24 protein-coding genes are annotated in these 25,068 nt (G+C 45.1%); 20 read left to right on the forward strand and 4 right to left on the reverse strand.

Annotated features, from left to right (window positions below; all coding sequences use genetic code 11):
• Positions 1-2: 2 nt before the first annotated feature.
• The 10 genes from ACLTWA_RS15380 (at position 3) to ACLTWA_RS15425 (ending at position 12,628) form a co-directional block, all read left to right on the forward strand.
• Positions 3-1,037 carry an ABC transporter ATP-binding protein gene (locus ACLTWA_RS15380; protein WP_412328775.1) on the forward strand — a complete coding sequence of 345 codons (1,035 nt, stop codon included), beginning with the start codon at positions 3-5 and terminating at the stop codon, positions 1,035-1,037.
• Complete coding sequence (locus tag ACLTWA_RS15385; RefSeq protein ID WP_412328776.1) at positions 1,034-1,900, forward strand: ABC transporter permease subunit; 867 nt, start codon at positions 1,034-1,036, stop codon at positions 1,898-1,900. Before ACLTWA_RS15380 ends, ACLTWA_RS15385 begins: the two co-directional genes overlap by 4 nt.
• A gap of 10 nt (positions 1,901-1,910) precedes the next feature.
• The gene (locus ACLTWA_RS15390) at positions 1,911-3,281 is read left to right on the forward strand and encodes a Gldg family protein (protein WP_412328777.1); all 1,371 of its coding nucleotides are present in this window, start codon (positions 1,911-1,913) and stop codon (positions 3,279-3,281) included.
• Positions 3,282-3,295: 14 nt separating this feature from the next.
• A complete protein-coding gene (locus tag ACLTWA_RS15395) occupies positions 3,296-4,273 on the forward strand; it encodes a DUF4340 domain-containing protein (RefSeq protein ID WP_412328778.1) in 978 nt (325 codons plus the stop codon).
• Between the two features lie 246 nt (positions 4,274-4,519).
• Complete coding sequence (leuB, locus tag ACLTWA_RS15400) at positions 4,520-5,608, forward strand: 3-isopropylmalate dehydrogenase (RefSeq protein WP_412328779.1); 1,089 nt, start codon at positions 4,520-4,522, stop codon at positions 5,606-5,608.
• A 103-nt stretch (positions 5,609-5,711) separates the two neighbouring features.
• Entirely contained in the window at positions 5,712-7,373 is a 1,662-nt protein-coding gene (ilvD, locus tag ACLTWA_RS15405) for a dihydroxy-acid dehydratase (RefSeq protein WP_412328780.1), read from the forward strand.
• 15 nt (positions 7,374-7,388) lie between these two features.
• Positions 7,389-9,068 (forward strand): biosynthetic-type acetolactate synthase large subunit, encoded by a 1,680-nt coding sequence (gene ilvB, locus ACLTWA_RS15410; RefSeq protein ID WP_412328781.1) that lies wholly within the window; start codon positions 7,389-7,391, stop codon positions 9,066-9,068.
• A 31-nt stretch (positions 9,069-9,099) separates the two neighbouring features.
• Complete coding sequence (gene serC / locus ACLTWA_RS15415; RefSeq protein WP_412328782.1) at positions 9,100-10,185, forward strand: 3-phosphoserine/phosphohydroxythreonine transaminase; 1,086 nt, start codon at positions 9,100-9,102, stop codon at positions 10,183-10,185.
• A gap of 24 nt (positions 10,186-10,209) precedes the next feature.
• On the forward strand, positions 10,210-11,373 hold the full coding sequence (locus ACLTWA_RS15420; RefSeq protein WP_412328783.1) for a phosphoglycerate dehydrogenase: 1,164 nt from the start codon (positions 10,210-10,212) through the stop codon (positions 11,371-11,373).
• 10 nt (positions 11,374-11,383) lie between these two features.
• Entirely contained in the window at positions 11,384-12,628 is a 1,245-nt protein-coding gene (locus tag ACLTWA_RS15425) for a DUF1015 domain-containing protein (RefSeq protein WP_412328784.1), read from the forward strand.
• A gap of 26 nt (positions 12,629-12,654) precedes the next feature.
• On the opposite strand, the gene ACLTWA_RS15430 is transcribed toward ACLTWA_RS15425, so the two are convergent.
• Positions 12,655-13,851, reverse strand: a complete 1,197-nt coding sequence (locus tag ACLTWA_RS15430) for a M23 family metallopeptidase (protein WP_412328785.1) — start codon at positions 13,849-13,851, stop codon at positions 12,655-12,657.
• Positions 13,852-14,067: 216 nt separating this feature from the next.
• On the opposite strand from ACLTWA_RS15430, the gene ACLTWA_RS15435 reads away from it, so the two are divergent.
• Complete coding sequence (locus ACLTWA_RS15435; protein ID WP_412328786.1) at positions 14,068-15,255, forward strand: iron-containing alcohol dehydrogenase; 1,188 nt, start codon at positions 14,068-14,070, stop codon at positions 15,253-15,255.
• Between the two features lie 113 nt (positions 15,256-15,368).
• Here the strand turns inward: ACLTWA_RS15435 and ACLTWA_RS15440 are convergent, their stop codons facing one another.
• Both ACLTWA_RS15440 and ACLTWA_RS15445 read right to left on the reverse strand, forming a co-directional pair.
• Positions 15,369-15,665 (reverse strand): hypothetical protein, encoded by a 297-nt coding sequence (locus ACLTWA_RS15440; protein WP_412328787.1) that lies wholly within the window; start codon positions 15,663-15,665, stop codon positions 15,369-15,371.
• Between the two features lie 74 nt (positions 15,666-15,739).
• Complete coding sequence (locus ACLTWA_RS15445) at positions 15,740-16,549, reverse strand: MBL fold metallo-hydrolase (RefSeq protein WP_412328788.1); 810 nt, start codon at positions 16,547-16,549, stop codon at positions 15,740-15,742.
• A 99-nt stretch (positions 16,550-16,648) separates the two neighbouring features.
• Here ACLTWA_RS15445 and ACLTWA_RS15450 point away from each other — a divergent pair, with 99 nt between their 5' ends.
• The 4 genes from ACLTWA_RS15450 (at position 16,649) to ACLTWA_RS15465 (ending at position 20,919) form a co-directional block, all read left to right on the forward strand.
• Positions 16,649-18,586, forward strand: coding sequence for a fructose-1,6-bisphosphatase (locus ACLTWA_RS15450; RefSeq protein WP_412328789.1), 1,938 nt, complete (start codon positions 16,649-16,651; stop codon positions 18,584-18,586).
• 109 nt (positions 18,587-18,695) lie between these two features.
• Complete coding sequence (locus tag ACLTWA_RS15455; protein WP_412328790.1) at positions 18,696-19,163, forward strand: DUF1700 domain-containing protein; 468 nt, start codon at positions 18,696-18,698, stop codon at positions 19,161-19,163.
• Positions 19,164-19,356: 193 nt separating this feature from the next.
• Complete coding sequence (locus ACLTWA_RS15460) at positions 19,357-20,049, forward strand: C40 family peptidase (RefSeq protein ID WP_412328791.1); 693 nt, start codon at positions 19,357-19,359, stop codon at positions 20,047-20,049.
• 132 nt (positions 20,050-20,181) lie between these two features.
• Positions 20,182-20,919, forward strand: a complete 738-nt coding sequence (locus ACLTWA_RS15465; RefSeq protein ID WP_412328792.1) for a C40 family peptidase — start codon at positions 20,182-20,184, stop codon at positions 20,917-20,919.
• A gap of 141 nt (positions 20,920-21,060) precedes the next feature.
• On the opposite strand, the gene ACLTWA_RS15470 is transcribed toward ACLTWA_RS15465, so the two are convergent.
• Positions 21,061-21,432, reverse strand: a complete 372-nt coding sequence (locus tag ACLTWA_RS15470) for a pyridoxamine 5'-phosphate oxidase family protein (RefSeq protein WP_412328793.1) — start codon at positions 21,430-21,432, stop codon at positions 21,061-21,063.
• Positions 21,433-21,609: 177 nt separating this feature from the next.
• Here ACLTWA_RS15470 and ACLTWA_RS15475 point away from each other — a divergent pair, with 177 nt between their 5' ends.
• The 5 genes from ACLTWA_RS15475 (at position 21,610) to ACLTWA_RS15495 (ending at position 25,067) form a co-directional block, all read left to right on the forward strand.
• The gene (locus ACLTWA_RS15475; protein WP_412328794.1) at positions 21,610-22,107 is read left to right on the forward strand and encodes an Rrf2 family transcriptional regulator; all 498 of its coding nucleotides are present in this window, start codon (positions 21,610-21,612) and stop codon (positions 22,105-22,107) included.
• 365 nt (positions 22,108-22,472) lie between these two features.
• Positions 22,473-22,757, forward strand: a complete 285-nt coding sequence (locus tag ACLTWA_RS15480) for a hypothetical protein (protein ID WP_412328827.1) — start codon at positions 22,473-22,475, stop codon at positions 22,755-22,757.
• Between the two features lie 210 nt (positions 22,758-22,967).
• Entirely contained in the window at positions 22,968-23,276 is a 309-nt protein-coding gene (locus ACLTWA_RS15485; protein ID WP_412328795.1) for a rhodanese-like domain-containing protein, read from the forward strand.
• A gap of 71 nt (positions 23,277-23,347) precedes the next feature.
• Complete coding sequence (gene yfcE, locus ACLTWA_RS15490; protein WP_412328796.1) at positions 23,348-23,914, forward strand: phosphodiesterase; 567 nt, start codon at positions 23,348-23,350, stop codon at positions 23,912-23,914.
• Positions 23,898-25,067: a THUMP domain-containing class I SAM-dependent RNA methyltransferase gene (locus ACLTWA_RS15495; RefSeq protein ID WP_412328797.1), complete on the forward strand. Its 1,170-nt coding sequence runs from the start codon at positions 23,898-23,900 to the stop codon at positions 25,065-25,067. The genes yfcE and ACLTWA_RS15495 overlap by 17 nt, the downstream gene beginning before the upstream one ends.
• The last annotated feature ends 1 nt before the right edge of the window (position 25,068 follow it).

The raw sequence follows: 25,068 nt of genomic DNA on the forward strand, positions 1-25,068 counted from the left end.
CGTTGATTGAAGTCAAAAACCTGGTAAAAGATTACGGCGGCCATCTGGCCGTAGACCATTTGAGCTTTACCATCGAAGACGGTCAGATCTATGGCTTTCTGGGGCCGAACGGTGCCGGTAAATCAACCACAATGAACATTATGACCGGTTATATCGGTGCGACAGAGGGTGACGTGCTGATCAATGGCCATAATATTCTGGAAGAGCCGGAGGAAGCCAAAAGATGCATTGGCTATCTGCCCGAACTTCCCCCGTTATATGTGGATATGACCGTAAAAGAGCAGCTTTTTTTTGCTGCAGAGTTAAAGAAAATACCAAAAGGAGAAAGGGAGCAGGCTGTTTTAAAAGTTATGGAACTTGCGAAACTCTCGGATGTAAAAGGCCGTCTGATCCGTAACCTGTCAAAGGGCTACCGGCAGCGCGTGGGGCTGGCACAGGCAGTATTGGGATTTCCGCCCGTCATCGTCCTGGATGAGCCGACCGTAGGCCTTGATCCCAAGCAGATCATTGAGATCCGGGACACCATCCGGGAGCTTGGCAAGAATCATACCGTGATCTTAAGCTCCCATATTTTATCCGAAGTCAGTGCCGTGTGTGACCATATCCTGATCATTGACAGGGGCAGGCTGATCGCCAGTGATACGCCGGAGAACCTGGAGCGTCAGATGGCAGGGGCCTCTGGAATGGAACTTCTGGTTAAAGGGGCAAAAGAGGAGATTATAGACATCCTTGATTCCATTCCCCAGATTTCAGAGGTCATGGTAAAGGAAAGCGGAGAAGAAGGAATTGAGAAGGTCTCCTTTCACTTAAGCGGTGCAGAAAAAGAAGACGGTGAGGATATCCGGGAGAAGATTTTCTTTGCTTTTGCGGATAAGAGACTTCCCATATTATCCATGCAGTCCCAGAAAGCATCTTTGGAAGAAGTGTTCCTGGAATTGACTTCAGAAGCAGAAGAAGAGACGGCCGGAGCAGTTCCTGAAACCGGGTCTGATCCGGTTTCCCAGGAAGAACATGAAGAGGGGGAGAAGGCAGAATGAGTGCAATCTATCGACGAGAATTAAAATCCCATTTCCAGTCCATGACAGGATACGTATTTATTGCTTTCGTGGTGCTGTTTATCGGGATCTATTTTATGGCATATAACATGATGAGCGGGTATCCGTATTTCTCCTATACCCTTTCGGGCATGGTGACCATCATCATGATCGGTATTCCAGTACTTACGATGAGAAGCTTTGCGGATGACAGAAAGACAAAGACCGACCAGCTGCTCTTGACCGCCCCGGTTACCGTTACAAAAGTAGTTCTGGGGAAATACTTATCCATGGTAACTGTTTTTGCAGTACCAATTCTGCTTACAAGTGTCTGCCCGCTGATCATCAAGATGAACGGCACCGCCCACTTAAAGGCAGATTATGCTTCCATGCTGGCCTTTTTCCTGCTGGGCTGTGTGTATATTGCTATTGGAATGTTTATTTCCTCCTTAACGGAAAGCCAGATCATTGCTGCTGTTGGAACCTTCGGCGTTATTTTGCTACTCCTTTTGTGGCCCAGTCTTGTTGGCTTTCTTCCTGCCAGTGCATCAGGCTCTGCCATTGGTTTCCTGATCTTGTGGACCCTTGCCGTATTTATCGTACATCGGGTCACCAGCCATAATCTGCTTGCTGCTGTTTTAGAGGCTGTGGGCCTGATTGGTATCGTGGGAATTTACTTTATAAAGAGAGGCCTTTTTGACCGGGCGCTTATCCGCGTGCTGGAAAAAGTGGCTGTTACCGATGTATTCCAGAATTTTGCCAGTCATTACATCTTTGATGCGGGAGGCCTTGTGTCCTATATAAGCATCATATTCCTGCTGATATTCTTGACCGTGCAGTCCATAGAAAAACGCAGATGGAGTTAGGAGGATGGAAATGACCAGAAAATTAAAAAAAGGCGGCTACACGGCGATACTATCTGTAATCGTCATCGCAGCCGTAGTGATACTGAATATGATTATAGGCCGTCTCCCGGAAAAGGTGCGGCAATGGGATATGAGCAGCAGCCAGATCTATACCCTTTCGCAGACCACAAAGGATCTTTTAAAAGGACTTGATAAAGATATTACCATTTATGTGGTGGGGGACCCGTCTGCTGTGGATAAGCGGATCACCAGCTTTGTAAAACGTTATGAAGATTTATCTTCCCATATCAAGGTGGAAACCGTGGACTCTGTCCTTCACCCGGATAAGGTGAACCAGTTAAAAGCAAAGGACGATGCCCTGTTCGTAAGCTGTCAGGCAACCAATAAAACAGAATCCATACCCTTTACAAGCATCATCAAAATGGATGAATCATCCTATTATTATACCGGGCAGTCTCAGGAATCCCAGTTTGACGGAGAAGGCCAGCTGACCAGCGCCATTTCCCATGTGATCAATGACGTGGAGAAAAAGGTTTATGTGACCGAAGGCCACGGGGAAGCTGCCCTTGGAGCCACTGTGTCCGATATGCTGAAAAAGTCCAATCTGACCGTAACCTCCTTAAATCTGCTGAAAAAAGGAAGCATTCCCCAGGATTGTGAACTTCTTCTGTTAAATGCACCGGAATCCGATCTGGCAGACGATGAAAAAAAGATGATTTCTGAATATTTGGGAAAAGGCAAAAACGTGATGATCCTCGCTGGATATTCAGAAAAGGAACGCCCCAATTTAAATGAATTGATGAACGAGTACGGGCTGAATCTGGAAAACGGTCTCGCTGCCGATACAAAGAATTTTTACCAGAACAATCCTTACTATATATTCCCGACCATTCCTGCAGGCAATGAAGTGACAAAGGGCATTGATACCCAAAGTGCCTCTCTTGTTCTCCAGTCTGCAGCCATGACCCAGTTAAAGACACTGCCGGAAGGGGTGACCGTGACTCCTTTTATGGAAACAAGTGATAAGGGCATGCTGGTAACGGCAGATAAGAAAACTCCCGGAACCTATATTTTAGGAGCAGTAGCAGTAAAGACCCTGGATTCCGGTTCCGCCCGGTTGACCGTATTAAGTACGCCGTCTCTGATCGATGAAGGCTTAAATACCAGCTTTACCAATCTGACAAACCTAAGCCTTTTCATGAATACAGTGACTGCCAATTTTGACGATGTGGCAAACGTATCCATTCCGGCTAAAAGCCTTGATGTAGCCTACAACACCGTAACCCGCGGCGGCTGGTGGGGAATCCTGTTTATTTTCGTGATTCCTGTGATCACTCTTGGCGTTGGCCTGTTCATCTGGCTCAAGCGCAGACGGCTCTAAAAGGAGGCATGACCATGAAAAAGAAAAAGGGCCTTTTCTATGGAGTATTTGCTCTGGTGGTCCTGTGCTTTGTTTATGCAGGGACAACAGTCTATCTGGACCATAGCGAGAAAAAAGAGAACCAGAAAAAGGAAGCAGATAAAATCTATATGACGGACCTTACAGACGTGACTGCAGTTTCCTATGAAAAAGACGGAAAAGAGCTGTCCTTTACCAAAAAAGACGGAGTCTGGAACTATGACAGCGATGAACTGTTTCCAGTAAAACAGACAAAGCTGGAATCCCTTGCCACCACCGTCTCAAAGCTGGAAGCTCTTAGAAAGCTGGAGGGAGGGGACCCCCTCAGCTCCTATGGACTGGATAAACCAATCCGAAGAATCGAAGTGACTGCAAAGGACGGGAAAAACTCCACGATTCTTCTTGGAAATGGCACAGAGGACGGAAATTATTATGCGGTTCTGGAAGGAGAGACCACGCCCTATCTCATCAGTTCTTCCCTTTACAGTGAGACGGACGGCAGTCTTGATGACTTCATGGCCTTAGAAGAATTCCCTGCCATAGCAGGAACAGACATCAAGACCATTACGGTAACAGAAAACGGGAAAACGAATCATTTTGTGAAAAAGAAACCGGACGATAAAAACGGAACGGTTGAATGGTATAGAGATTCTGCTGATTCACCGGATCATAAGCTTAAGGACAATTCCCCTTTGAATGTTCTGGCTGATTCCCTGAGCAGTCTGACGGTGAAGCGCTGCGCCAACTATAAGGTACAGGCGGATGAGCTTGCAGGCTACGGCCTTGATAAGCCTGTTGCTGAAATCACTTATACCTATGAAAAGAACGGGAAAGAAGAAACCTTTCAGCTTACCGTAGGTTCCCTGAACCAGGATTTAAGCAGTTACTATACCCGCACGAAAGATTCTTCCAACATCAACGAGATCGATAAAGCCGCCATTGATAAATGCCTGAATGTAGATAAACAGGTGTAAAATAATAACAGAACAGGAAAAAACATCTCTGAAATATCCTTGTCTGCGCCTTCCAAAGCCGCTGTGGTTTTGGAAGTGCAGGCAGGGATATTTCTCTTTCATAACCTTAATTTATAGTATCAATTCCAATCTTATATATATGTTTCCAGTAAAATTATTTTATTTTAGTTGAAAAATCTCGATAAATGTTCTATTATGAGAAGAAATATATTAGCATAGTACAGTGGCATAGAGGGAGAGGACGAGATGAATTACAACATTGCAGTGATTCCCGGTGACGGAATCGGGCCTGAAATCATTGGAGAAGCCAGGAAGGTCCTTGATAAAGTGGGAAGCGTATACGGTCATAAATTTCAATATACCGAAGTATTGATGGGCGGCATTTCCATTGATACGCATGGAGTTCCATTAACAGATGAAGCTCTTAAAACAGCAAAAAATAGTGATTCCGTTCTCCTTGGCGCAGTCGGCGGAGATGTAGGAAATTCAAAATGGTACGATGTGGCACCGAATCTCAGACCTGAAGCGGGGCTGCTGTCCATCCGCAAGGGTCTTAATTTATTTGCAAATATAAGACCTGCCTACCTTTATAAAGAACTGGCGGCTGCCTGCCCCTTAAAAGAAGAGATTATCGGAGACGGTTTTGACATGGTGATCATGCGGGAGCTGACAGGCGGGCTGTATTTCGGAGAGCGTTCCACCAAAGAAGTGGATGGGGTTCTGACTGCCGTGGATACACTTACCTATAATGAAATTGAAATCCGCAGAATTGCCGTCAAAGCGTTTGATATCGCCATGAAGCGCAGAAAAAAAGTGGTCAGCGTGGATAAAGCCAATGTGCTGGACTCCTCAAGGCTTTGGCGTAAGGTGGTGGAAGAGGTGGCAAAGGATTATCCGGAGGTCACATTGAGCCATATGCTGGTAGATAACTGTGCTATGCAGCTTGTGATGAATCCGGGACAGTTCGATGTGATCCTTACAGAGAATATGTTTGGAGATATTTTATCGGATGAAGCCAGTATGATTACCGGGTCCATCGGGATGCTCTCTTCGGCCAGTATGAATGAAAGCAAATTCGGAATGTATGAGCCAAGTCATGGTTCCGCACCGGATATTGCAGGAAAAAATATAGCAAACCCCATAGCCACTATTCTTTCGGCGGCTATGATGCTCCGTTATTCCTTTGATCTGGATAAGGAAGCGGAGTCCATGGAGAAAGCGGTGGAGGCAGTATTAAAGGAAGGATACCGGACCGCAGATATTTTCTCAGAAGGCTGTAAAAAAGTATCTACCACGGAGATGGGAGATCTGATCGCAGATCAGATCGGAAAATAAATGTTAATTATTGCCGGAAGCGGAAAAAGACCTGTGGTTCTTGACCGCTCCCGGATTTCCATATAATCAGAAAACTAAGACTAAAAGAAGGAGTGTGCAGCAGATGAAGAGTGATTCAGTGAAAAAAGGAATGCAGCAGGCACCTCATCGTTCCCTGTTTCATGCACTGGGAATGACAGAGGAAGAGATGGAGAAGCCTTTGATTGGAATCGTCAGTTCCTATAATGAAATCGTACCGGGCCATATGAACCTTGATAAGATCACCAATGCCGTCAAGATGGGCGTTGCCATGGCAGGCGGAAACCCGGTTATGGTACCTGCCATTGCAGTCTGTGACGGAATTGCTATGGGCCATATCGGTATGAAATATTCCCTGGTGACCAGAGATTTAGTTGCGGATTCCACGGAATGTCTGGCCAGAGCACACGCCTTTGACGCTTTGGTTATGATCCCCAATTGTGATAAGAATGTTCCCGGACTTTTAATGGCGGCAGCCCGCGTTAATGTACCCACAGTGTTCGTCAGCGGCGGACCAATGTTAGCTGGGCGTGTGCACGGACATAAAACCAGTCTTTCCAGCATGTTTGAAGCGGTGGGTGCTTATACCGCAGGCAACATGACCGAGGAGGATGTAAAGGAATTTGAGCAGAATGCATGTCCCACCTGCGGTTCCTGTTCCGGTATGTATACTGCCAACAGCATGAACTGCCTTACCGAGGTTTTAGGCATGGGGCTGCGCGGAAACGGAACCATTCCGGCAGTTTACTCCCAGCGTCTGTCTCTGGCAAAGCATGCCGGAATGGCGGTAATGGATATGCTGAAAAAGAATATCCGTCCCCGTGACATTATGACTAAGAAAGCATTTATGAATGCCCTGACCATGGATATGGCACTGGGCTGCAGCACCAACAGTATGCTGCACCTTCCAGCCATAGCCCATGAAGCAGGAATTGATTTGAATCTTGAGATCGCCAATGAGATCAGTGCAAAGACTCCAAACCTTTGCCATCTGGCTCCGGCAGGCCCTACTTATATAGAAGATTTGCATGAAGCAGGCGGGATCTATGCGGTTATGAATGAGATCAGCAAGCTTGGACTTCTGGAGCTGGACTGTATCACCGTAACAGGTAAGACGGTAGGAGAAAATATCCGCGGGTGTGTAAATAAGAATCCGGAAGTGATCCGTCCTGTGGAAAATCCATACAGCAGTACCGGCGGAATCGCCATCTTAAAGGGCAATCTGGCTCCGGATTCTGCCGTTGTCAAGCGCTCTGCCGTTGCGCCTGAGATGTTAAAGCATGAAGGTCCTGCACGGGTCTTTGACTGTGAGGAAGATGCCATTGAAGCGATCAAAGGCGGAAAGATCGTGGCAGGAGATGTAGTCGTGATCCGTTATGAAGGCCCTAAGGGAGGTCCTGGTATGAGGGAGATGTTAAATCCTACCTCAGCCATCGCCGGTATGGGACTTGGTTCTACCGTAGCTCTCATCACGGATGGCCGTTTCAGCGGCGCCTCCAGAGGCGCTTCCATCGGCCATGCCTGTCCCGAAGCAGCCGTGGGAGGCCCCATTGCTCTGGTGGAAGAGGGAGATATCATTTCCATTGATATTGATAACCACCGGCTTGATGTAAACGTATCAGAGGAAGAACTGGCAGCCAGAAAGGAAAGATGGAAGCCAAGAAAGCCTGCAGTAACCACCGGATATCTTGCCCGGTATGCAGCCATGGCGGCCCCTGCCAGCCGTGGAGCAATTCTTGAAATATAAAAAAAGGAGCAGCCTATGAAGACATTGACAGGAGCGGAAATTGTAATAGAATGCTTAAAAGAGCAGCAGGTGGATACGGTTTTTGGATATCCGGGAGGCTCCATTCTGAATATATATGATGCTCTTTATAAGCATCAGGATGAAATCAACCATATCCTTACCGCCCATGAACAGGGGGCGTCCCACGCGGCAGACGGATACGCCAGAGCCACAGGAAAAGTGGGGGTCTGTATGGCCACCTCAGGACCTGGAGCTACAAACCTTGTAACCGGAATCGCCACAGCCTATATGGATTCTATCCCGATGGTAGCCATCACCTGCAACGTAGCCCTTGGGTTACTTGGACGTGACAGCTTTCAGGAGGTGGATATTACAGGCGTGACCATGCCGATTACAAAGTATAATTTCATTGTAAAGGATATTACAAAGCTGGCGGATGTTATCCGCAGAGCATTTGTAATCGCACAGACAGGAAGACCAGGCCCGGTGCTTGTAGATATTACAAAAGATGTAACGGCAGCCACCTGTGACTATGAATATCAGGAACCGGCACCCATCATTCGGCAGGAAGATACCATAACCGAAGAAGCTATTGAAGCAGCTTTGAACCTGATCCGTAAATCTGAGAAACCTTATATTTTTGCAGGCGGCGGAGCTGTGATCTCAGGAGCAGCGGAAGAACTTTATTCCTTTGCCCATAAGATCCAGGCTCCGGTTGCAGACAGCCTTATGGGCAAAGGTGCTTTTGACGGAACGGATGAACTCTACACCGGTATGGTGGGAATGCATGGAACAAAGACCTCCAATCTGGGAATTACCGAATGCGATCTTTTGATCGTAATCGGGGCCAGATTCAGTGACCGGGTAGTCGGCAAAGCCTCCAGTTTTGCCAGAAATGCCAAGATCCTTCAGTTCGATGTAGACCCGGCGGAGATCAATAAAAATGTAAAGACCCATGCCAGCGTGATCGGAGATGTAAAATCCATACTGAGGAAGCTCAACGCCCGTCTGGATCCTATGAATCATGAGGAGTGGATTGCCCATATCGACCGGATGAAGGATATGTATCCGATGAGGTATGAAAAGAGCATTCTGACCGGACCCTATATCATAGAAAAAATTTATGAGATAACCGGCGGAGATGCAGTCATCTGTACCGAAGTAGGGCAGCATCAGATGTGGGCAGCCCAGTTCTACCAGTATAAATATCCAAGAAGCTTTATTACCTCCGGTGGCCTTGGCACCATGGGTTACGGATTGGGGGCTTCCATAGGAGCCAAAATAGGAGTGAAGGATAAGGTGGTCATTAACGTAGCCGGTGACGGATGCTTCCGGATGAATTTTAATGAGATCGCTACCGCCACCCGTTATAACATCCCCATCATTCAGGTGATTTTAAACAATCATGTACTTGGAATGGTACGGCAGTGGCAGACGCTGTACTATGGAAAACGGTATTCCCATACGGAATTGAATGACCAGGTAGATTTTGTTAAGATAGCAGAAGGAATGGGAGCGAAAGCTTACCGGATCACCGCCAAAGAAGAATTTGAGCCGGTGCTTAGGGAAGCGATAGCCCTGAATGTTCCTGTTGTTATAGATTGTCAGATCCATTGTGATGATAAAGTATTCCCCATGGTATCCCCGGGGGCGCCTATTGAGAATGTATTTGACGCAGAAGATCTAAAGATTTAGCAGACAGCTAAAATTATGAGGAGGAAGAGATATGAGCAGAGTGTTAAACTTTTCCGCAGGACCAGCAGTTCTGCCGGAAGAAGTCCTGAAAGAAGCCGCAGAAGAAATGATGGATTACAGAGGCTGTGGAATGTCCGTCATGGAGATGAGCCACCGGTCCAAGATGTTCGAGACTATCATTGGCGAAGCAGAAGCGGATCTCAGGGAGTTAATGGAAATACCGGATAATTACAAGGTATTGTTTCTGCAGGGAGGTGCATCCCAGCAGTTTGCCATGGTTCCGATGAATTTATTTAAGAACCGTGTCGGCGATTTTGTCATCACCGGACAATGGGCAAAAAAGGCGTACCAGGAAGCATCGCTTTATGGAAAAGCCAATGCGGTCGCATCGAGTGCCGACAAGACCTTCAGTTATATTCCGGATGTTTCCGATCTGCCCATCTCTGAGGATGCGGATTACGTATATATCTGTGAAAATAATACCATTTACGGGACTAAATATAAGACCCTTCCTGACACAAAGGGAAAGACACTGGTTGCCGATCTCTCCTCCTGTTTTTTATCCGAACCTGTCGATGTTTCAAAATACGGTCTGATTTTCGCAGGTGCCCAGAAAAACGTGGGACCTGCCGGTGTGGTTGTTGTCATTATCCGGGAAGATTTAATTACGGAAGACGTACTTCCAGGAACTCCCACCATGCTGCGCTACAAGACCCATGCAGATGCTGCTTCCCTTTATAACACTCCGCCGGCTTATGGGATTTACATATGCGGAAAGGTGTTTAAATGGTTAAAGAATTTAGGTGGGCTTGAGGCCATGAAGGAGATCAATGAAAAGAAAGCAGCCATTCTTTACGATTTCCTGGATCAGAGCAGTCTTTTTAAGGGAACTGTAGTAAAGAAGGACCGTTCTCTTATGAATGTACCTTTTGTGACTGGAGATGAAGCACTTGATGCGCTTTTTGTAAAGGAATCCAAGGCAGCAGGTTTTGAGAACCTGAAGGGACATAGAACCGTAGGCGGTATGCGTGCCAGCATCTATAATGCCATGCCGACAGAAGGTGTAGAGAAGTTAGTTGCCTTTATGAAGGACTTTGAAGAAAAGCACGCCAAATAAACAGACGGGAAGGAGACCGGTATTATGAAAAAGATTCATTGCTTAAATGAGATTTCCCCTTGCGGAACCGCATTATTGACAGAAGAATATGCGCTTACAGATGATATCAAAGAAGCCGAAGGAGTTCTGGTCCGAAGCGCCTCCATGCATGAGATGGAACTGCCGGAAGGACTTTTGGCCATCGCAAGAGCCGGTGCAGGCGTCAACAACATTCCCCTTGATGGCTGTGCGGCAGAGGGTATTGTGGTATTTAACACTCCTGGAGCCAATGCAAACGGAGTAAAGGAACTGGTTCTTGCAGGTCTTTTACTGGCTTCCCGTGATATCACAGGAGGCATCGAGTGGTGCAAGGCAAACAAGGATGATGAAAATATTGCAAAGTCTGTGGAAAAAGCAAAAAAGGCATTTGGCGGACATGAGATCAAAGGGAAAAAGCTTGGTGTCATTGGCCTTGGTGCCATCGGTGCGGAAGTAGCCAATGCATGCTCCTCTCTGGGAATGGAAGTTTACGGATACGATCCGTTTATTTCCGTTACGGCTGCCTGGGGACTTTCCAGAGATATCCGGCATATCACCTCTGTGGATACCATTTACAGGGAGTGTGATTATATCACCGTCCATGTTCCCCTGATGGACAGTACAAAAGGAATGATCAATAAAGCTGCCTTTGACATGATGAAGGACGGCGTTGTGGTATTAAACTTTGCCAGGGACATTCTGGTCAATGAAGATGATATGGCTGAGGCATTAAAATCAGGGAAGGTCAAAAAATATGTAACCGATTTCCCCAATCCAAAGTCTGTTCACTTAGACGGTGCCATCGTAATCCCTCACCTTGGGGCTTCTACCGAAGAATCTGAGGATAACTGCGCAAAGATGGCGGTGAAAGAGCTTATGGATTACATCGAAAACGGCAACATCCGCAACTCAGTGAATTTCCCTGCCTGTGATATGGGAATCTGTAAGGCAGCCAGCCGTATCGCTGTGCTTCATTTAAACATTCCAAACATGATCGGACAGATCACAGGAACCCTTGCAGCAGGTAATGTAAATATTTCAGATATGACCAACAAGAGCCGTGAAAAATATGCATACACCCTGCTTGACCTTGAAAATGCCCCTGATGCCATGAGCATTCAGAAGCTTAACGCCATCAAAGGCGTGCTGCGGGTGCGGGTAATCAAATAAAGGAGATATTATGGCTATTGTAAAACCATTTCAATGTGTAAGGCCGGAGGAATCCTGTGCTCATCTGGTAGCTGCTCTTCCTTATGATGTTTACAACCGCAAAGAGGCTTGTGAAGTAACAGCAGGAAATCCCAGATCATTTTTAAACATCGACCGTCCGGAGACCCAGTTTTCTGATGATGTGGATACGTATGACAGCCGTGTTTATGAAAAGGCAAATCAGATGTTAAAAAGCTGGATCAGCGATGGGACATTACAAAAGGACCCTGCGGAGGCTTACTATATCTATGAACTGATCATGGATGGAAGGAGCCAGACCGGAATCGTGGCCTGCTCCTCCATCGATGATTACGCCGAAGGAATCATCAAAAAGCACGAAAACACGAGAGAACAGAAAGAACTGGACCGCATTCGCCATGTGGATACCACAGATGCCCAGACCGGCCCCATCTTCCTGGCTTACCGCTCAAAGGAAGCCATCAACCGGCTGGTGGCAGAGGTTACGGCAGAACGTCCATTATATGACTTTACTGCTGAGGACGGAGTCACCCACAGGGTATGGCGCATTGCAGAACAGAAGACGGTATGTGAGATCGAAAAAGCATTTCTTGGAATTCCGGCCACCTATATTGCTGATGGCCATCACAGAGCCGCTTCTGCAGTAAAGGTAGGATTTAAGCGCCGGGAAGAGAATCCGGGATATACCGGTAAGGAACCCTTTAACTTTTTCCTTTCCGTTTTATTCCCGGATGACCAGTTGATGATCATGCCCTATAACCGTGTGGTAAAGGATTTAAACGGACTTTCTGAGGAAGCGTATCTAAAGAAGGCGGAAGAGGCATTTCTGGTGGAAGAGATCGGAGAAGAAGCCTATGCTCCTGTTGAAAAGGGAACCTTTGGTATGTATTTGAACCAGAAGTGGTACCGTCTGACCATAAAAGAAGCATATAGATCCAAGGACCCGGTAAAGGGGCTTGATGTTTCCATTCTTCAGGACCAGCTTCTTGCTCCGGTTCTGGGAATCGAAGATCCAAGAACGGATAAGAGAATCGATTTCATCGGCGGAATCCGTGGATTGAAGGAGCTTGAAAAACGGTGCAGAGAGGACATGGCAGTGGCATTTTCCATGGTCCCTACTTCTATTGAGGAGTTGTTTTCTGTAGCCGATGCAGGACTTTTAATGCCTCCCAAATCCACCTGGTTTGAGCCAAAGCTTCGCAGCGGGCTGTTTATTCACCCTCTGTCCCCAATCTGAGATTTTAATAAAAAGGACTGAAGCAGTTACTGCTTCAGTCCTTCTGTTATGGCGGCCTCTGTTTCTTCCGGCACAGGCTGGGGAGGTGTGAAATTCTCCGGGATGCCGGGGTCTCTCATATCATAGACCCGGTTATATTCCTTTGTTTCCTGATTTTTCAGCGTTTCCGAACGGTTCATGGACAGGAATTTTGTCAGCTCATAGCAGCTGACCCAGATCTCATTGTTTCCCTCCTTTTGGGATTCATCAAAAATAAGCTGAAGTCCGAAATGAAGGTGGGACTGGTTGATATTATTGGTATTTTCCGTCCGGCTGTAACCGGTACGGCCCAGATAACCGATAACATCTCCGGCTGTGACGATGCTGCCTTGTTTTAAAGTTTTATGATAAGGGTAATTTTTTCTTAGATGTGCGTAATAATAATACCGTTTCCCGTCAAAACTCCGGATTCCGATCCGCCAGCCGCCGTACTGGTTCCAGCCAAGGGCTTCCACGTATCCGCTTTCCACTGCAATGACCGGAGTTCCCACCTGACCCATCATATCATGCCCCAGATGCTGCCGTTTATAGCCGTAGGACCTTGCTACGCCGAAATCATCAAAATCGCTGTAGGGAAATCCCTTTGCAAGAGGAGAAAAGCCCTTTAATCCGTATTTCTTAACCCATACCTTATCCGGGTCCACGGAGCCGTCTGGAAGCAGGGCAGGCGTTGCATAAAGAGGAGCATTTTCCGAGGGAATCTGAATCTCATAAGTACCTACAAGACCATCAAGAATGGCGCCGTAGGCTTCCCGGTAGTAGGAATAATACTTCATTTTTTCTGTCAGCTCTGCCATGGTCTTCCCTGATAAAAGCTGTTCCGCCAACGCGTCTAAATCCTTGGTGGAATAACGGGAAAAGTCTCCGCCGTATTTGGCGCCCAGATAGGCCAGTAAGTCCACCCAGTTTAAGTGCGGCTCTGACTGGCAGGTATTGACATCATATCGGAATGCTTCCTGCATTGCTTTGGAAGTTACATTGAAATCCACCCATTTAATATACTTTTTTGCATTTGAGGAACTGGCGTTTCCGTCCTGGTTCGTGACCGGAAACGAGAACCTCCCGTTTGGGGATAGGAAAAAAAGAGAAACCAGAAGAAAGGTCAGAATAATGACTTCTATGTAAATAATTTTGTGATGCCGGGATATTTCAGAGTGTTTCAGGCTTTTTTTGAATCGGTTCATAAGTGTTCTCCTTGTCATTCCTTAAGACATACAAGTGAAAAGGGAAAGCAGCTCTTTAAGGCTTTCCCATATAAGATATGCGGAAGGTGTGTAGAATATGACGAAAACAGGAGTCCTCCTTCCAGTTGGAATTTAAAGAGGTTCATGTTATAATTGAAGTATGGAATTGGTATGGAAGAAAAGGATATTATTCTGTACCGGAAAGTGAGGGTTTGAATGAATAATTTTGAGTATTGTGTACCTACAAGAGTGCTATTTGGCCGCGGCACCCACAAAGAGGTCGGAGCAGTGATTAAAGAATACGGGTTTAAAAAGATACTGGTCCATTTTGGCGGCGGCAGTGTGAAAAAGACCGGTCTTCTGGATCAGGTTACGGAATCGTTAAAGGAACATGGAATAGAATATGTGCTGCTTGGCGGAGTAAAACCAAATCCGACCCTTTCCCTTGCAAAGGAAGGAATCGAACTTTGCAGAAAAGAAGGGATTGATTTTATTCTTGCCGTTGGAGGCGGAAGCGTCCTGGATTCCGCAAAGTGCATTGCAGACGGAACCTTAAATCCTGACATTGACCCGTGGAAATTCTTCTTAAAGGAAGCGGTGCCGAAAAAAGCTCTTCCTCACGGTAACATTTTAACCCTGTCCGCATCAGGAAGTGAGACAAGCTTATCCTGTGTCATTACCAATGAGGAGGGAGGTTATAAACGTGGCTTTAACAGTCCGACGCACCGGCCGCTGTTTGCCATCTTAAATCCGGAACTGACTTTTTCCGTCAGCAAGTTTCAGACAGGCTGCGGAACCGTAGATATTATGATGCATACACTGGAGCGGTATTTGGGCGGTACCACAAAGAATACGCCTCTGACAGACCGAATTGCCGAAGGACTGCTGACTTCTGTTATGGAAGCCGGCGCTGTGGCAGATCAAGAGCCTGAGAATTATGATGCAAGAGCTACGCTTATGTGGGCCGGAAGCCTGTCTCATAATGACCTGACCGGACTTGGCAGAGATTATATGATGCAGGTTCACCAGATGGAACATGAGCTTTCCGGGCTTTATCCTTCCATTGCACATGGAGCCGGACTGTCCTCCCTTTTTTGTTCCTGGGCCAGATATGTATGCGAAGCAGATCCTATGCGTTTTGCCCAGCTTGCGGTTCGTGTGCTGCATGTGGATATGAATTTTGAAGATCCTGTAAAAACCGCATTAAACGGAATCAGACGCCTGGAAGAATTCTTTCAGAGTCTTTCCATGCCTGTCAGCTTAAGAGAACTGGATGCAGCCATAAAGGAAGAAGATTTTGAAGTGATGGCGGAGAAATGTTCCTTCCATGGGACCAGGACCCTGCCCGGAATCAAGGTCCTTGGTAAACCGGAGATGATCGACATCTATCGTCTGGCTTTTTAGAAACACCGATGAAAGAGGGGGGCTTTAAGCCCCCTTTTTATATGAAGCATTCTCAAACTCCCATATGGAAAACGGGAGAGAAAATAAAAACAGTTATCAATGATTTGGTTTGATCACTTATAGCAGCCCATTTTACAGATATTTGTTACGAAGGCTTTGTCTTTGTCTTTATCTTTATCCCTGCAAAATGGCTTGTAAATGGATACCATCGTGATCGCATTCTTGGGAGGGCGGGTCATATAGGTGGAATTGCAGATAAAACGGAAATGAATTCCCCCCTTGGTTTCCTGTGTGGCCACCAGATAGGGCTTATAGGTTGTGCCCCTTAACTCTTTGGTTGCATCGTAAAAAATTGCCAGGTCTCTGCAGTTCACATCCCGGTAGGGGGTAAAGTTGTCTGGGCAGCTCATATGAGAAACTCCTTTTCCTTTTCTATTGTTATATCATATGCATGGCAGGGGACGAGGGGCACAACGGGGGCGCTTTATGGGGTAAGGGGAATGATTTCTCCATCATCCGGAACAAAAAGCGTTCCGTTGAAGAAGGGAGTTCCTTCTTTCAGATAGCGTTCTTTCCGGTGAGCCAGGTCTGAATCCTCCGTATGCCAGAGAATCAGATGTTCCGCCTTGAGCTCTTCTGCAAGCTGACAGGCATCCTTTACGGTGCTGTGGTGCTTTTCGTAGGGCTTAAATCTCTCTCTGTCCTCATACAGGCAAAAGGCTTCATGAAGGAGCCAGCTGCAGTCTTTTACGTACGCGGAGCAGGCTTCACGATAAGGCTCGTCCCCGCAGAAGGTAAGGCGTTTTCCGTTTTCCAGCTCTGTGGTAAAACCGTACTGTTCTGCTTTGGTGGAGTGGATATCGAAAAAGGTCACCTCATTTCCAAGGATATTCCGGGTCTCACCGTCGGCAACTGCCTGTAAGCGGATCCGTTTGCCGATCAGCTCATAAAATTTGCCCTGAAGGGTCAGGCGGCAGAGGGTATCAATGACCGGAACCAGTCTTTCGTGGCAGTAAATCTGTAAATCTCCTTCATATTGGTCAGATTTCATTCTGGCTCCTATAAAACGTACCATCCATACCACGCCCAGAATATGGTCTGTATGCTCGTGACTGACAAAGATATGGTGTATGCGGGATAAGTCCACATTCATATCATTTAATATGCCAAGAATCCCATTCCCGCCTCCGGCATCGGTCATAAAATACTCATCGCCCTTTTTTATGGCAAAACAGGTATTATAACAATTGGTTACGGCTGCATTTCCCGTTCCGAAAATATATAATTGTTCCATTGTCTTCTCCTTTTTAAGCAGGGGTTTTATGTTTTCCTAAAATATGGTACTATAAGAAGCGTACAAATGCAACAGTGCATCAGGAGAGGAAGAACTATTATGAGAGATTTAGCATATCTGAAACTGATGGCAAGGGAATATCCGACGATTAAGGCGGCTTCCAGTGAGATCATCAATTTGACGGCCATACAGGGCCTGCCAAAAGGAACTGAGTATTTTTTCAGCGATTTACATGGAGAACATGAAGCTTTTATTCATTTATTAAAGAGTGCTTCCGGTATTATCCGGGAAAAGATCACAGAAACATTCAGCCACATTATGCCTGAAAAAGAGGAAGTAGAGCTGGCGAATTTAATTTATTATCCGGAAAAGGTGTTAAGCCAGCTGGAATGTATCAATGCAGCAGACGATGAGTGGCAGAGAGTGACCATTTACCGCCTGGTCCAGATCTGCAAGGTGGTATCCTCCAAATACACCAGATCCAAGGTGAGAAAAAAGATGCCCGCAGAATTTGCCTATGTCATCGATGAGCTTTTACATGTGGATTATAATGATGATAATAAACGTGTGTATTACAGTGAGATCATTCGTTCCATCATAGACATCCAGGTGGGAGACAAGTTTATTGTGGCACTGTGCGAACTGATCCAGAATTTAACCATTGACTGTCTGCATATCATTGGTGATATTTTTGACCGGGGCCCAAGAGCGGATATGATCATGAACGAACTTCTTCAGTTCCACGATGTGGATATCCAGTGGGGGAATCATGATATTTCCTGGATGGGGGCTGCCACCGGGAATCTGGCATGTATCTGCAATGTGCTGCGCATTGCCATCAGCTATAACAGCTTTGATGTGCTGGAAGACGGCTACGGCATCAATTTAAGACCGTTATCCATGTTCGCAGCAAAGGTCTACCGGGAAGACCCCTGTGAACGGTTCATTCCCCAGATCCTTGATGAGAACATTTATGATGCGGTGGACCCGGGGCTTGCAGCCAAGATGCATAAGGCAATCGCCATCATTCAGTTCAAGGTGGAAGGCCAGATCATCAAACGCCATCCGGAATACGGAATGAATGACAGGATCCTGCTGGAAGCCATTGACTTTCAGCGAGGCGTGGTAACGGTAGAAGGAAAAGAATATCCCATGGTTGATACTTATCTGCCTACGGTAGATCCCAAAGATCCGTTAAAGCTTAATAAGGAAGAGGAAGAACTGCTTCGTACCCTGCAGCTTTCCTTTCTTCATAATGAGCTTCTTCATAAGCATGTCCGTTTCCTGTATTCCCATGGAAGCATGTATAAATGCTATAATTCCAACCTTCTCTACCATGGCTGCATTCCCATGAAGGAAGACGGAAGTTTTGAAGAACTACAGATAGACGATCAGTCTTACTGCGGAAAGGCCCTTATGGATTATCTGGACAAGAAGGTTCAAAATGCCTATTTTATGCCGGAGAATTCCCCGGAGTGTGCAGATGCCAGAGACTTTATGTGGTATTTGTGGTGCGGGGCCAAATCTCCGGTCTATGGGAAAGGGAAGATGACTACCTTTGAACATTATTTCATCGAAGATCCCCAGACTTATAAAGAGCCCATGAACCCGTATTACCGTCTGAGCGTAAAAGAAGAATACTGCAATAAGATTTTGGAAGAGTTCGGTCTTCCAAAGGAAGGCTCCCACATCATCAATGGTCATGTTCCTGTGAAAATAAAGGAAGGGGAATCACCGGTAAAGGCAGGCGGAAAACTGTTCTTGATCGACGGAGGTTTATCAAAAGCCTACCAGTCAAAGACAGGAATTGCCGGATATACCCTTATTTATAACTCCAATCACCTGGCTCTGGCAGAGCATAAGCCGTTTAATCCCGATGAGGAAAGCACTCCCAGAGTTTCCGTAGTGGAAAATGTAAAATCCCGGGTCATGGTGGCAGATACGGACAAGGGAGCAGAACTTGCAGAACGGATTGCAGATTTAAAAGAACTGGTGGCCGCATACCGGGATGGGATCATTAAGGAAAACGTGGATTAGCCCGTAACAAGATGAAATTTTTATAATTTTTTCAGAGAAGGTTTATTTACGAAGCCGCCCCCGGATGGTACAATAGTCGGAGTTATTCACTTAATTGAAGGAGGCTCAGATGAGCAAACAGGAATTTTTGCAGCGTCTAAGGGAAACTTTAACCGGTGAAGTTCCCGGAAACGTGATCGAGGAGAATATAAGGTTTTATGAAGAATATATCAGTTCGGAGGCGGGGAAGGGTTCCGGGGAAGAGGAAATCATTGCTTCCATCGGTGATCCCAGACTGATTGCCAAGACTATCATAGAAGCCAATGAGAACGCTTCGGACCATGGCAAGGCTTATTATGAGTCTTACTCAGAATCCAGAAGGAATGTGTATGAGGACCAGGAAGATTTTGGACGTCAGATCCATTATTTTGACTTGAGTAAATGGTACTGGAAGGCTTTGGCAGTCCTGGTTCTTTTCTTTGTGTTCTTTTTGTCAGTCACGATTCTTACTGGGATCTTCAGTCTTCTGATGCCGCTTTTCGGGCCTCTGCTTTTGGTGCTTCTTATCATCTGGTTTGTAAGAGGAATGAAACGGTAATGTAAAATACTGTTAATAAAGTTGCTTAAATATTACAAAAATATAACGGCATTCATGACGTCAAAACGTCATGGATGCCGTTTTTGCTTGACAATTTTATAATATAATTATATAATCAAAAAGTAACAATTATGTAACATTTAGTTAAAACTTCTCAGGACTGACAGCAATCAAGGAAAACAGGAGAATCGATATGAAGAATAAAATGTGGAAGGCATTTGGACTTTTCGGGCTATTGGCAAGTCTCAGTCTTGTGACACCGGCAGAGACACATGGGGCGGAAATTGCAGTAGAAACCAGCACGACACTTTATGCGAAGATAGATGTGCCTGTTCCTGTTTTGGATACTGCAACGTCTGATGGTACGATCCTTTTAAACGCCGGGGAAGGAAAGACTTATGAGGTAGTGGAACCTCCAAAGGATGGCTATATGAAGATCAGGGTTTCTGACAGACAGGGCTACATAAAAAGCAGTTCTGCAACCTTAATCGAAAAATCTGTGGAAAAGGTGGATAAGTCCGCATTAAAGCGAAAAGAAGTGGTTGATTACGCGCTTCAGTTTGTTGGAGGCCGTTATGTATATGGCGGAGTGAATCCTGAAACCGGAGTCGACTGTTCCGGATTTACCAGATACGTGCTTGGGAAGGCAGCAGGTGTTACTGTCAGCCACAGTTCCAGAACCCAGTCCAAGGAAGGGCAGACCGTAAGCTATCAGAATGCCCGGCCAGGAGACCTGGTATTTTATGGAAGAAATGGATCCATTAACCATGTTGCTTTATATATGGGAGATGGGAAAGTTGTTCATGCATCGACTGAAAAGACCGGTATTATCGTAACAAATGTCATGTATCGCAAGCCTGTGAAATTTGTCAGCGTTTTAAACTGAAAAAAAACGAATTTCGTGCAGTTTTAAATAATACTTGACGAAAAGATAAATTAAATGTATAATAACCGTAATGAATTTAATAATTACGTAACATTTGAAAACCAAAAAGTAAAATTAGGAGCAGATTTCCCGATGATGAAAAAAACATGGAAAACGTTAGGCCTTATGGCTTTTTGCAGCGCAATTGTAATTGCAGGACCTTCAGATGTAAAAGCAGATGTGATTTCAGGACCAGGACTTAGTTATGGCAGCTATTTAGTGACTGTTGATTCGGATAAAGTAACAATCAGTAAAGATGAAGAAGGAACCGAAGCTTTGATGACTGCTTCCAAAGGAACTTCCTTTGAAGTGATGGAAGACATGGGTGGCGGATTGGTCAAGGTGAAAGTAAATGATACATACGGATATTTGCCTCTTAACGGGAATGCGACCGTGACTGAGACAGATGAAGAGACGTTAACAGCTTTGGAGCAGAAGAATAAAGCGGAAGAAGCTGCTGCGGTTGATTTAAGACAGAGTATTGCAAATTACGGATTGCAGTTTGTAGGCGGACGTTATGCATATGGCGGAACGGATCCTCACACCGGTGTGGATTGCTCCGGATTTACAAGATATGTGATGCAGCATGCGGCAGGTATTACAATCAGCCGTTCCTCTGGTGGACAAGCTGCCCAGGGCAAAGCCATCAGCGCGGATCAGATGCGTCCGGGAGATTTGATTTTTTATTCCAGAGGCAGATCCATTAACCACGTTGCCATGTACATTGGTAACGGTCAGGTGGTGCATGCTTCCACATACAGCACAGGTATCAAGACTTCCCCGTGGAATTATCGGACACCTGTGAAAATCGTCAATATTCTTGGCGACTAATGATAAAGCGGACAACCGGATTTTGGATAGGGTATAGACCTTCGGCAGGGATTGCCGAAGGTCTTTTTATGGTATAAGAAGGTTCGTCCTGTACCATAAAAAACCTTCCGGGGAAATCCCGCAAGCGGAATTCTTTCTTGCTTATAAGGTTTGTTTGCAGGAGTCAACGGTCACTTCCAATACTCTTGTCAAAAACGGGCATTTTTTTAACATCATATCATAATGTTCCCCTTCTTTTAAAAATTTTGCAGTTCCTTCTAATAAAAAACCTGTTCCCATGGATTTGTATCCCATAACTTCTTTGCTTCCCAGAGTCAGCTTTACCCTTGGATTCAATTTTACATTTTTTTCGGTTTTTATCATTGCGGCGGCCGGGATTAAGAGTTTATTCCCGTCTGCTATTTCTAAATAACGGTTCCACGTATTGACCACATGGGCTTCGTTCTCTGCAATGCTTACAATGGATACCACACCTTCGTGCTTTAATACTTCAATGAATTTTTCTGAAAACATGAATTTCCTCCTATTTAGCGACATATTATATCGTCGATTAATGTTGTCTATAATTATATTACATTTTTTTCATACATGTGTCAATGCTTTTTCTATAATTGCAGATATTTTTTGTCTTGAATTCATTCCTGTTATCCATTATGATAGATACATATCAGGGTAAAGGAGAATGAATCCATGAGATTTTCAGTTGGAGTTGAGTATGCATTGCATTGTCTGCTTTATATGATAAATATAGAAAAGGACAGATCGGTCGGAATCAGAGATCTGGCCACCTTTCAGGGCATTTCAGAAACCTATTTATCAAAGGTCTATGCAAAGCTTGGAAAATCCGGCCTTATTAAGTCTGTGCCAGGAGTAAAGGGAGGATATGCGTTGGCCCGCGATCCTGGGAATATTACATTTTGGGACGTTGTGGAGGCGGTGGAGGGAAAAGAATCATTCTTTCAATGTGCAGAGATCAGGCAGAATACGGTTTTACTGGATAAAGAGAAGCTGCCCGATTCTCATACGAAATGCCCCTGTCTTATAAAGGTAGTAATGGATGATGCAGAAAAGCAAATGAAGAAATATCTGGAACAGAAAACACTGGCATGGCTGCATCATGAAGTGTATACCAATATTTTATCTGAGGAAATAAGAGAAGCTACGGACCAGTGGTTTCGGAAAGAGTGAATAAAAAGGGAACCAGCCGGGATAGGGGAGCTATCCGGCTGGTTCCGAGGGGAGTATAAATAATTAATAAGGATGAGGAAAATTATCTCCTCATAATAATTATAATATAGCTATAATAAAAATGCAAAGTTATTTTTTGTAAAAGATGTGTTATGAATGTTGATTTAATGATCAATCTTAAACTATCAGGGGTTAGCCCTATAAAATTTTAATGTAGTGATGAGATAAGATATCTTCTGTTTATAAAGGTATAAAGAAAAGAATATATTGTTTTTTGATAAATTTTTATATCAAAATAACCGTATAATCTGTTCGGATTTTGCCATACTAGTTCATGTAACAAAAAACACCAACAGGAGGTATTAATTATGTCTAGAAATAATTACAACGATATGGATAACTCTTCTAGAAATTTCCAGAACAACAACCAGAACAACAGCCAGAACAACAACCAGAACAACAACCAGAACAACAGCCAGAATAACAGCCAGAACAGCAGCCGTAATTCCAGCCAGGACTACAGCCATAATTCCACCCAGGATTACAGCCGTAACTCCAGCCAGGATTACAGCCGTAACTCCAGCCAGGACAACAGCCGTAACTCCAGCCAGGACAACAGCCGTAATTCTAGCCGTAACAAGACTAACTAATCCTCGGGAAAAAAAAGAAGTTAAAAAAAGGCGTGGGAAAGAGACTAAAAGTCCTTTCCCGCGTTTTTTTATGGTATAGGAAAATTCGTCCTATACCATGAACACCCTTTCGGGAGGATTCTTTCTTAATTCAAAATCAGCGTGTCCCTGTGAATTTTCGCAAACTGAAAAAAATGGAATATATTATTACTAGAAAGGACAGGTGATAATATGTTCCAGACGATCCCGATTTGGGAAATCGATAATTATATCGATTACAATGATAATATCATGATCATAGATCTTCGAAATAGACAGTCCTATCGGAAAGCCCATATCAAAGGAGCTGTAAATCTTCCATATGAGGAAATGGACAGCTGGATCAACTCTCTGCAAAAGGATAAACTTCTTATATTCTACTGTGCCAGGGGCGGACAAAGCATGATGATCTGCAGAAGATTAGAGCAATATGGATACCGGGTGCTCAATATTGCCAATGGAATCGCATATTACAGGGGAAAATATATGGTTTGGGGATAGGTAAATTCATTGACAGAAATACCTCCCTGGCCTTAAAATATATCTATTATATACAGAAGGAGAAATAGCTTATGAAATATATGATTGCTTCTGACATTCATGGTTCTGCTTTTTATTGCAGGCTTCTGTTAGATGAATATAAAAAATCTGGTTCTGACAGACTGCTGTTATTGGGAGATATTCTTTATCACGGTCCGAGAAATGATCTTCCCAGGGAATATGACCCGAAGGCGGTGATTTCCATGTTAAATGGATATAAGAACCAGATTTATTGCGTTCGGGGAAACTGTGATACAGAAGTGGACCAGATGGTGCTGGAATTTCCGGTCCTTGCGGATTATGCCCTGCTGGTCATCGAAGGTCTTACGGTCTATGCGACTCACGGCCATATTTTTAATAAGGATCATCTGCCGCCGGTAAAAAAGGGAGATATTCTGCTTCACGGCCATACCCATATCCTGACTGCGGAACGGGAGGGAGATATTACCATATTGAACCCTGGCTCTGTTTCCATACCAAAAGGAGGGAATCCGCCTACCTATGCCATATTGGAGGACCAGACATTCCGCATTCTGGATTTTGAGGGAAATGTGCAAAAAGAAATGAACTTAGGAGAATTCTGTGAAAAAAACATTTGAACTGATTGCCCCCTGCCATTTTGGTATGGAAGCGGTATTAAAAAGAGAAATAACGGATTTAGGATATGATATCACTGCAGTAGAGGATGGAAGAGTGACTTTTATTGGAGATGATGAAGCAATTTGCCGTGCCAATGTATTTCTTCGTACGGCAGAACGTGTTCTTTTAAAGGTGGGGTGCTTTCAGGCCGGAACTTTTGAAGAACTCTTTCAGGGAACAAAGGCCATTGCCTGGGAGGATTATATTCCTCAGGACGGAAAGTTCTGGGTTGCCAAGGCTTCTTCCATTAAAAGTAAACTTTTCAGTCCTTCGGATATCCAGTCTGTCATGAAGAAAGCCATGGTAGAGCGGATGAAGAAGTCCTATGGCGTGGAATGGTTTGAGGAAAAAGGAAGCAGCTATCCGCTTCGTGTGTTCCTTTATAAGGATCAGGTAACGGTTGGGATCGATACCACAGGGGATTCTCTCCACAAGAGAGGCTACCGAACCTTGACCAGCAAAGCCCCCATTACGGAAACCCTGGCAGCAGCTCTTATTATGCTTACACCATGGAACAGGGACCGCATATTGGTGGACCCATTCTGCGGAAGCGGGACATTTGTAATTGAGGCAGCCATGATAGCGGCCAATATGGCACCTGGCATGAACCGTTCCTTTCTTTCCGAAGAATGGAAGAACCTGATTCCAAGAAAATGCTGGTATGATGCCATGGATGAAGCCAATGATCTTCTGGAGAATGATGTAAAGGTGGATATCCAGGGATATGATATTGACCCGGATATTATAAAAGCCGCCAAGTCCAATGCGGAAGCAGCAGGCGTGGACCATATGATCCATTTTCAGCAAAGGCCGGTCAGTGCATTAAGCCATCCGAAAAAATATGGCTTTCTCATAACCAATCCTCCTTACGGAGAGCGGCTGGAAGATAAGAAGGACTTACCGGAGCTGTACCGGCAGATCGGTGAACGGTATAAAGCTTTGGATGCCTGGTCTTTATATATGATAACCGCTTATGAAGATGCAGAAAAGTACATCGGCAGAAAAGCAGATAAAAACCGGAAGATCTATAACGGTATGATGAAAACTTATTTCTATCAGTTTATGGGGCCAAAGCCTCCAAAAAGAAAAACAGGAGATTCGTTTGAAAAATAAA

The sequence above is a fragment of the Lacrimispora sp. genome (assembly GCF_046972725.1).
Taxonomy (GTDB): domain Bacteria; phylum Bacillota; class Clostridia; order Lachnospirales; family Lachnospiraceae; genus Lacrimispora.

What these genes read in the sequence shown, in the direction of transcription:
- ACLTWA_RS15475 (WP_412328794.1), top strand. Translation starts at nt 21,610, where the DNA reads ATGAGATTTTCAGTTGGAGTTGAGTATGCATTGCATTGTCTGCTTTAT.
- leuB (WP_412328779.1), top strand. Translation starts at nt 4,520, where the DNA reads ATGAATTACAACATTGCAGTGATTCCCGGTGACGGAATCGGGCCTGAA.
- ACLTWA_RS15390 (WP_412328777.1), top strand. Translation starts at nt 1,911, where the DNA reads ATGACCAGAAAATTAAAAAAAGGCGGCTACACGGCGATACTATCTGTA.
- ilvB (WP_412328781.1), top strand. Translation starts at nt 7,389, where the DNA reads ATGAAGACATTGACAGGAGCGGAAATTGTAATAGAATGCTTAAAAGAG.
- yfcE (WP_412328796.1), top strand. Translation starts at nt 23,348, where the DNA reads ATGAAATATATGATTGCTTCTGACATTCATGGTTCTGCTTTTTATTGC.
- ACLTWA_RS15430 (WP_412328785.1), bottom strand. Translation starts at nt 13,851, where the DNA reads ATGAACCGATTCAAAAAAAGCCTGAAACACTCTGAAATATCCCGGCAT.
- ACLTWA_RS15465 (WP_412328792.1), top strand. Translation starts at nt 20,182, where the DNA reads ATGATGAAAAAAACATGGAAAACGTTAGGCCTTATGGCTTTTTGCAGC.
- serC (WP_412328782.1), top strand. Translation starts at nt 9,100, where the DNA reads ATGAGCAGAGTGTTAAACTTTTCCGCAGGACCAGCAGTTCTGCCGGAA.
- ACLTWA_RS15435 (WP_412328786.1), top strand. Translation starts at nt 14,068, where the DNA reads ATGAATAATTTTGAGTATTGTGTACCTACAAGAGTGCTATTTGGCCGC.
- ACLTWA_RS15460 (WP_412328791.1), top strand. Translation starts at nt 19,357, where the DNA reads ATGAAGAATAAAATGTGGAAGGCATTTGGACTTTTCGGGCTATTGGCA.
- ACLTWA_RS15450 (WP_412328789.1), top strand. Translation starts at nt 16,649, where the DNA reads ATGAGAGATTTAGCATATCTGAAACTGATGGCAAGGGAATATCCGACG.
- ACLTWA_RS15420 (WP_412328783.1), top strand. Translation starts at nt 10,210, where the DNA reads ATGAAAAAGATTCATTGCTTAAATGAGATTTCCCCTTGCGGAACCGCA.
- ACLTWA_RS15445 (WP_412328788.1), bottom strand. Translation starts at nt 16,549, where the DNA reads ATGGAACAATTATATATTTTCGGAACGGGAAATGCAGCCGTAACCAAT.
- ACLTWA_RS15425 (WP_412328784.1), top strand. Translation starts at nt 11,384, where the DNA reads ATGGCTATTGTAAAACCATTTCAATGTGTAAGGCCGGAGGAATCCTGT.
- ACLTWA_RS15485 (WP_412328795.1), top strand. Translation starts at nt 22,968, where the DNA reads ATGTTCCAGACGATCCCGATTTGGGAAATCGATAATTATATCGATTAC.
- ACLTWA_RS15470 (WP_412328793.1), bottom strand. Translation starts at nt 21,432, where the DNA reads ATGTTTTCAGAAAAATTCATTGAAGTATTAAAGCACGAAGGTGTGGTA.
- ilvD (WP_412328780.1), top strand. Translation starts at nt 5,712, where the DNA reads ATGAAGAGTGATTCAGTGAAAAAAGGAATGCAGCAGGCACCTCATCGT.
- ACLTWA_RS15385 (WP_412328776.1), top strand. Translation starts at nt 1,034, where the DNA reads ATGAGTGCAATCTATCGACGAGAATTAAAATCCCATTTCCAGTCCATG.
- ACLTWA_RS15440 (WP_412328787.1), bottom strand. Translation starts at nt 15,665, where the DNA reads ATGAGCTGCCCAGACAACTTTACCCCCTACCGGGATGTGAACTGCAGA.
- ACLTWA_RS15395 (WP_412328778.1), top strand. Translation starts at nt 3,296, where the DNA reads ATGAAAAAGAAAAAGGGCCTTTTCTATGGAGTATTTGCTCTGGTGGTC.
- ACLTWA_RS15455 (WP_412328790.1), top strand. Translation starts at nt 18,696, where the DNA reads ATGAGCAAACAGGAATTTTTGCAGCGTCTAAGGGAAACTTTAACCGGT.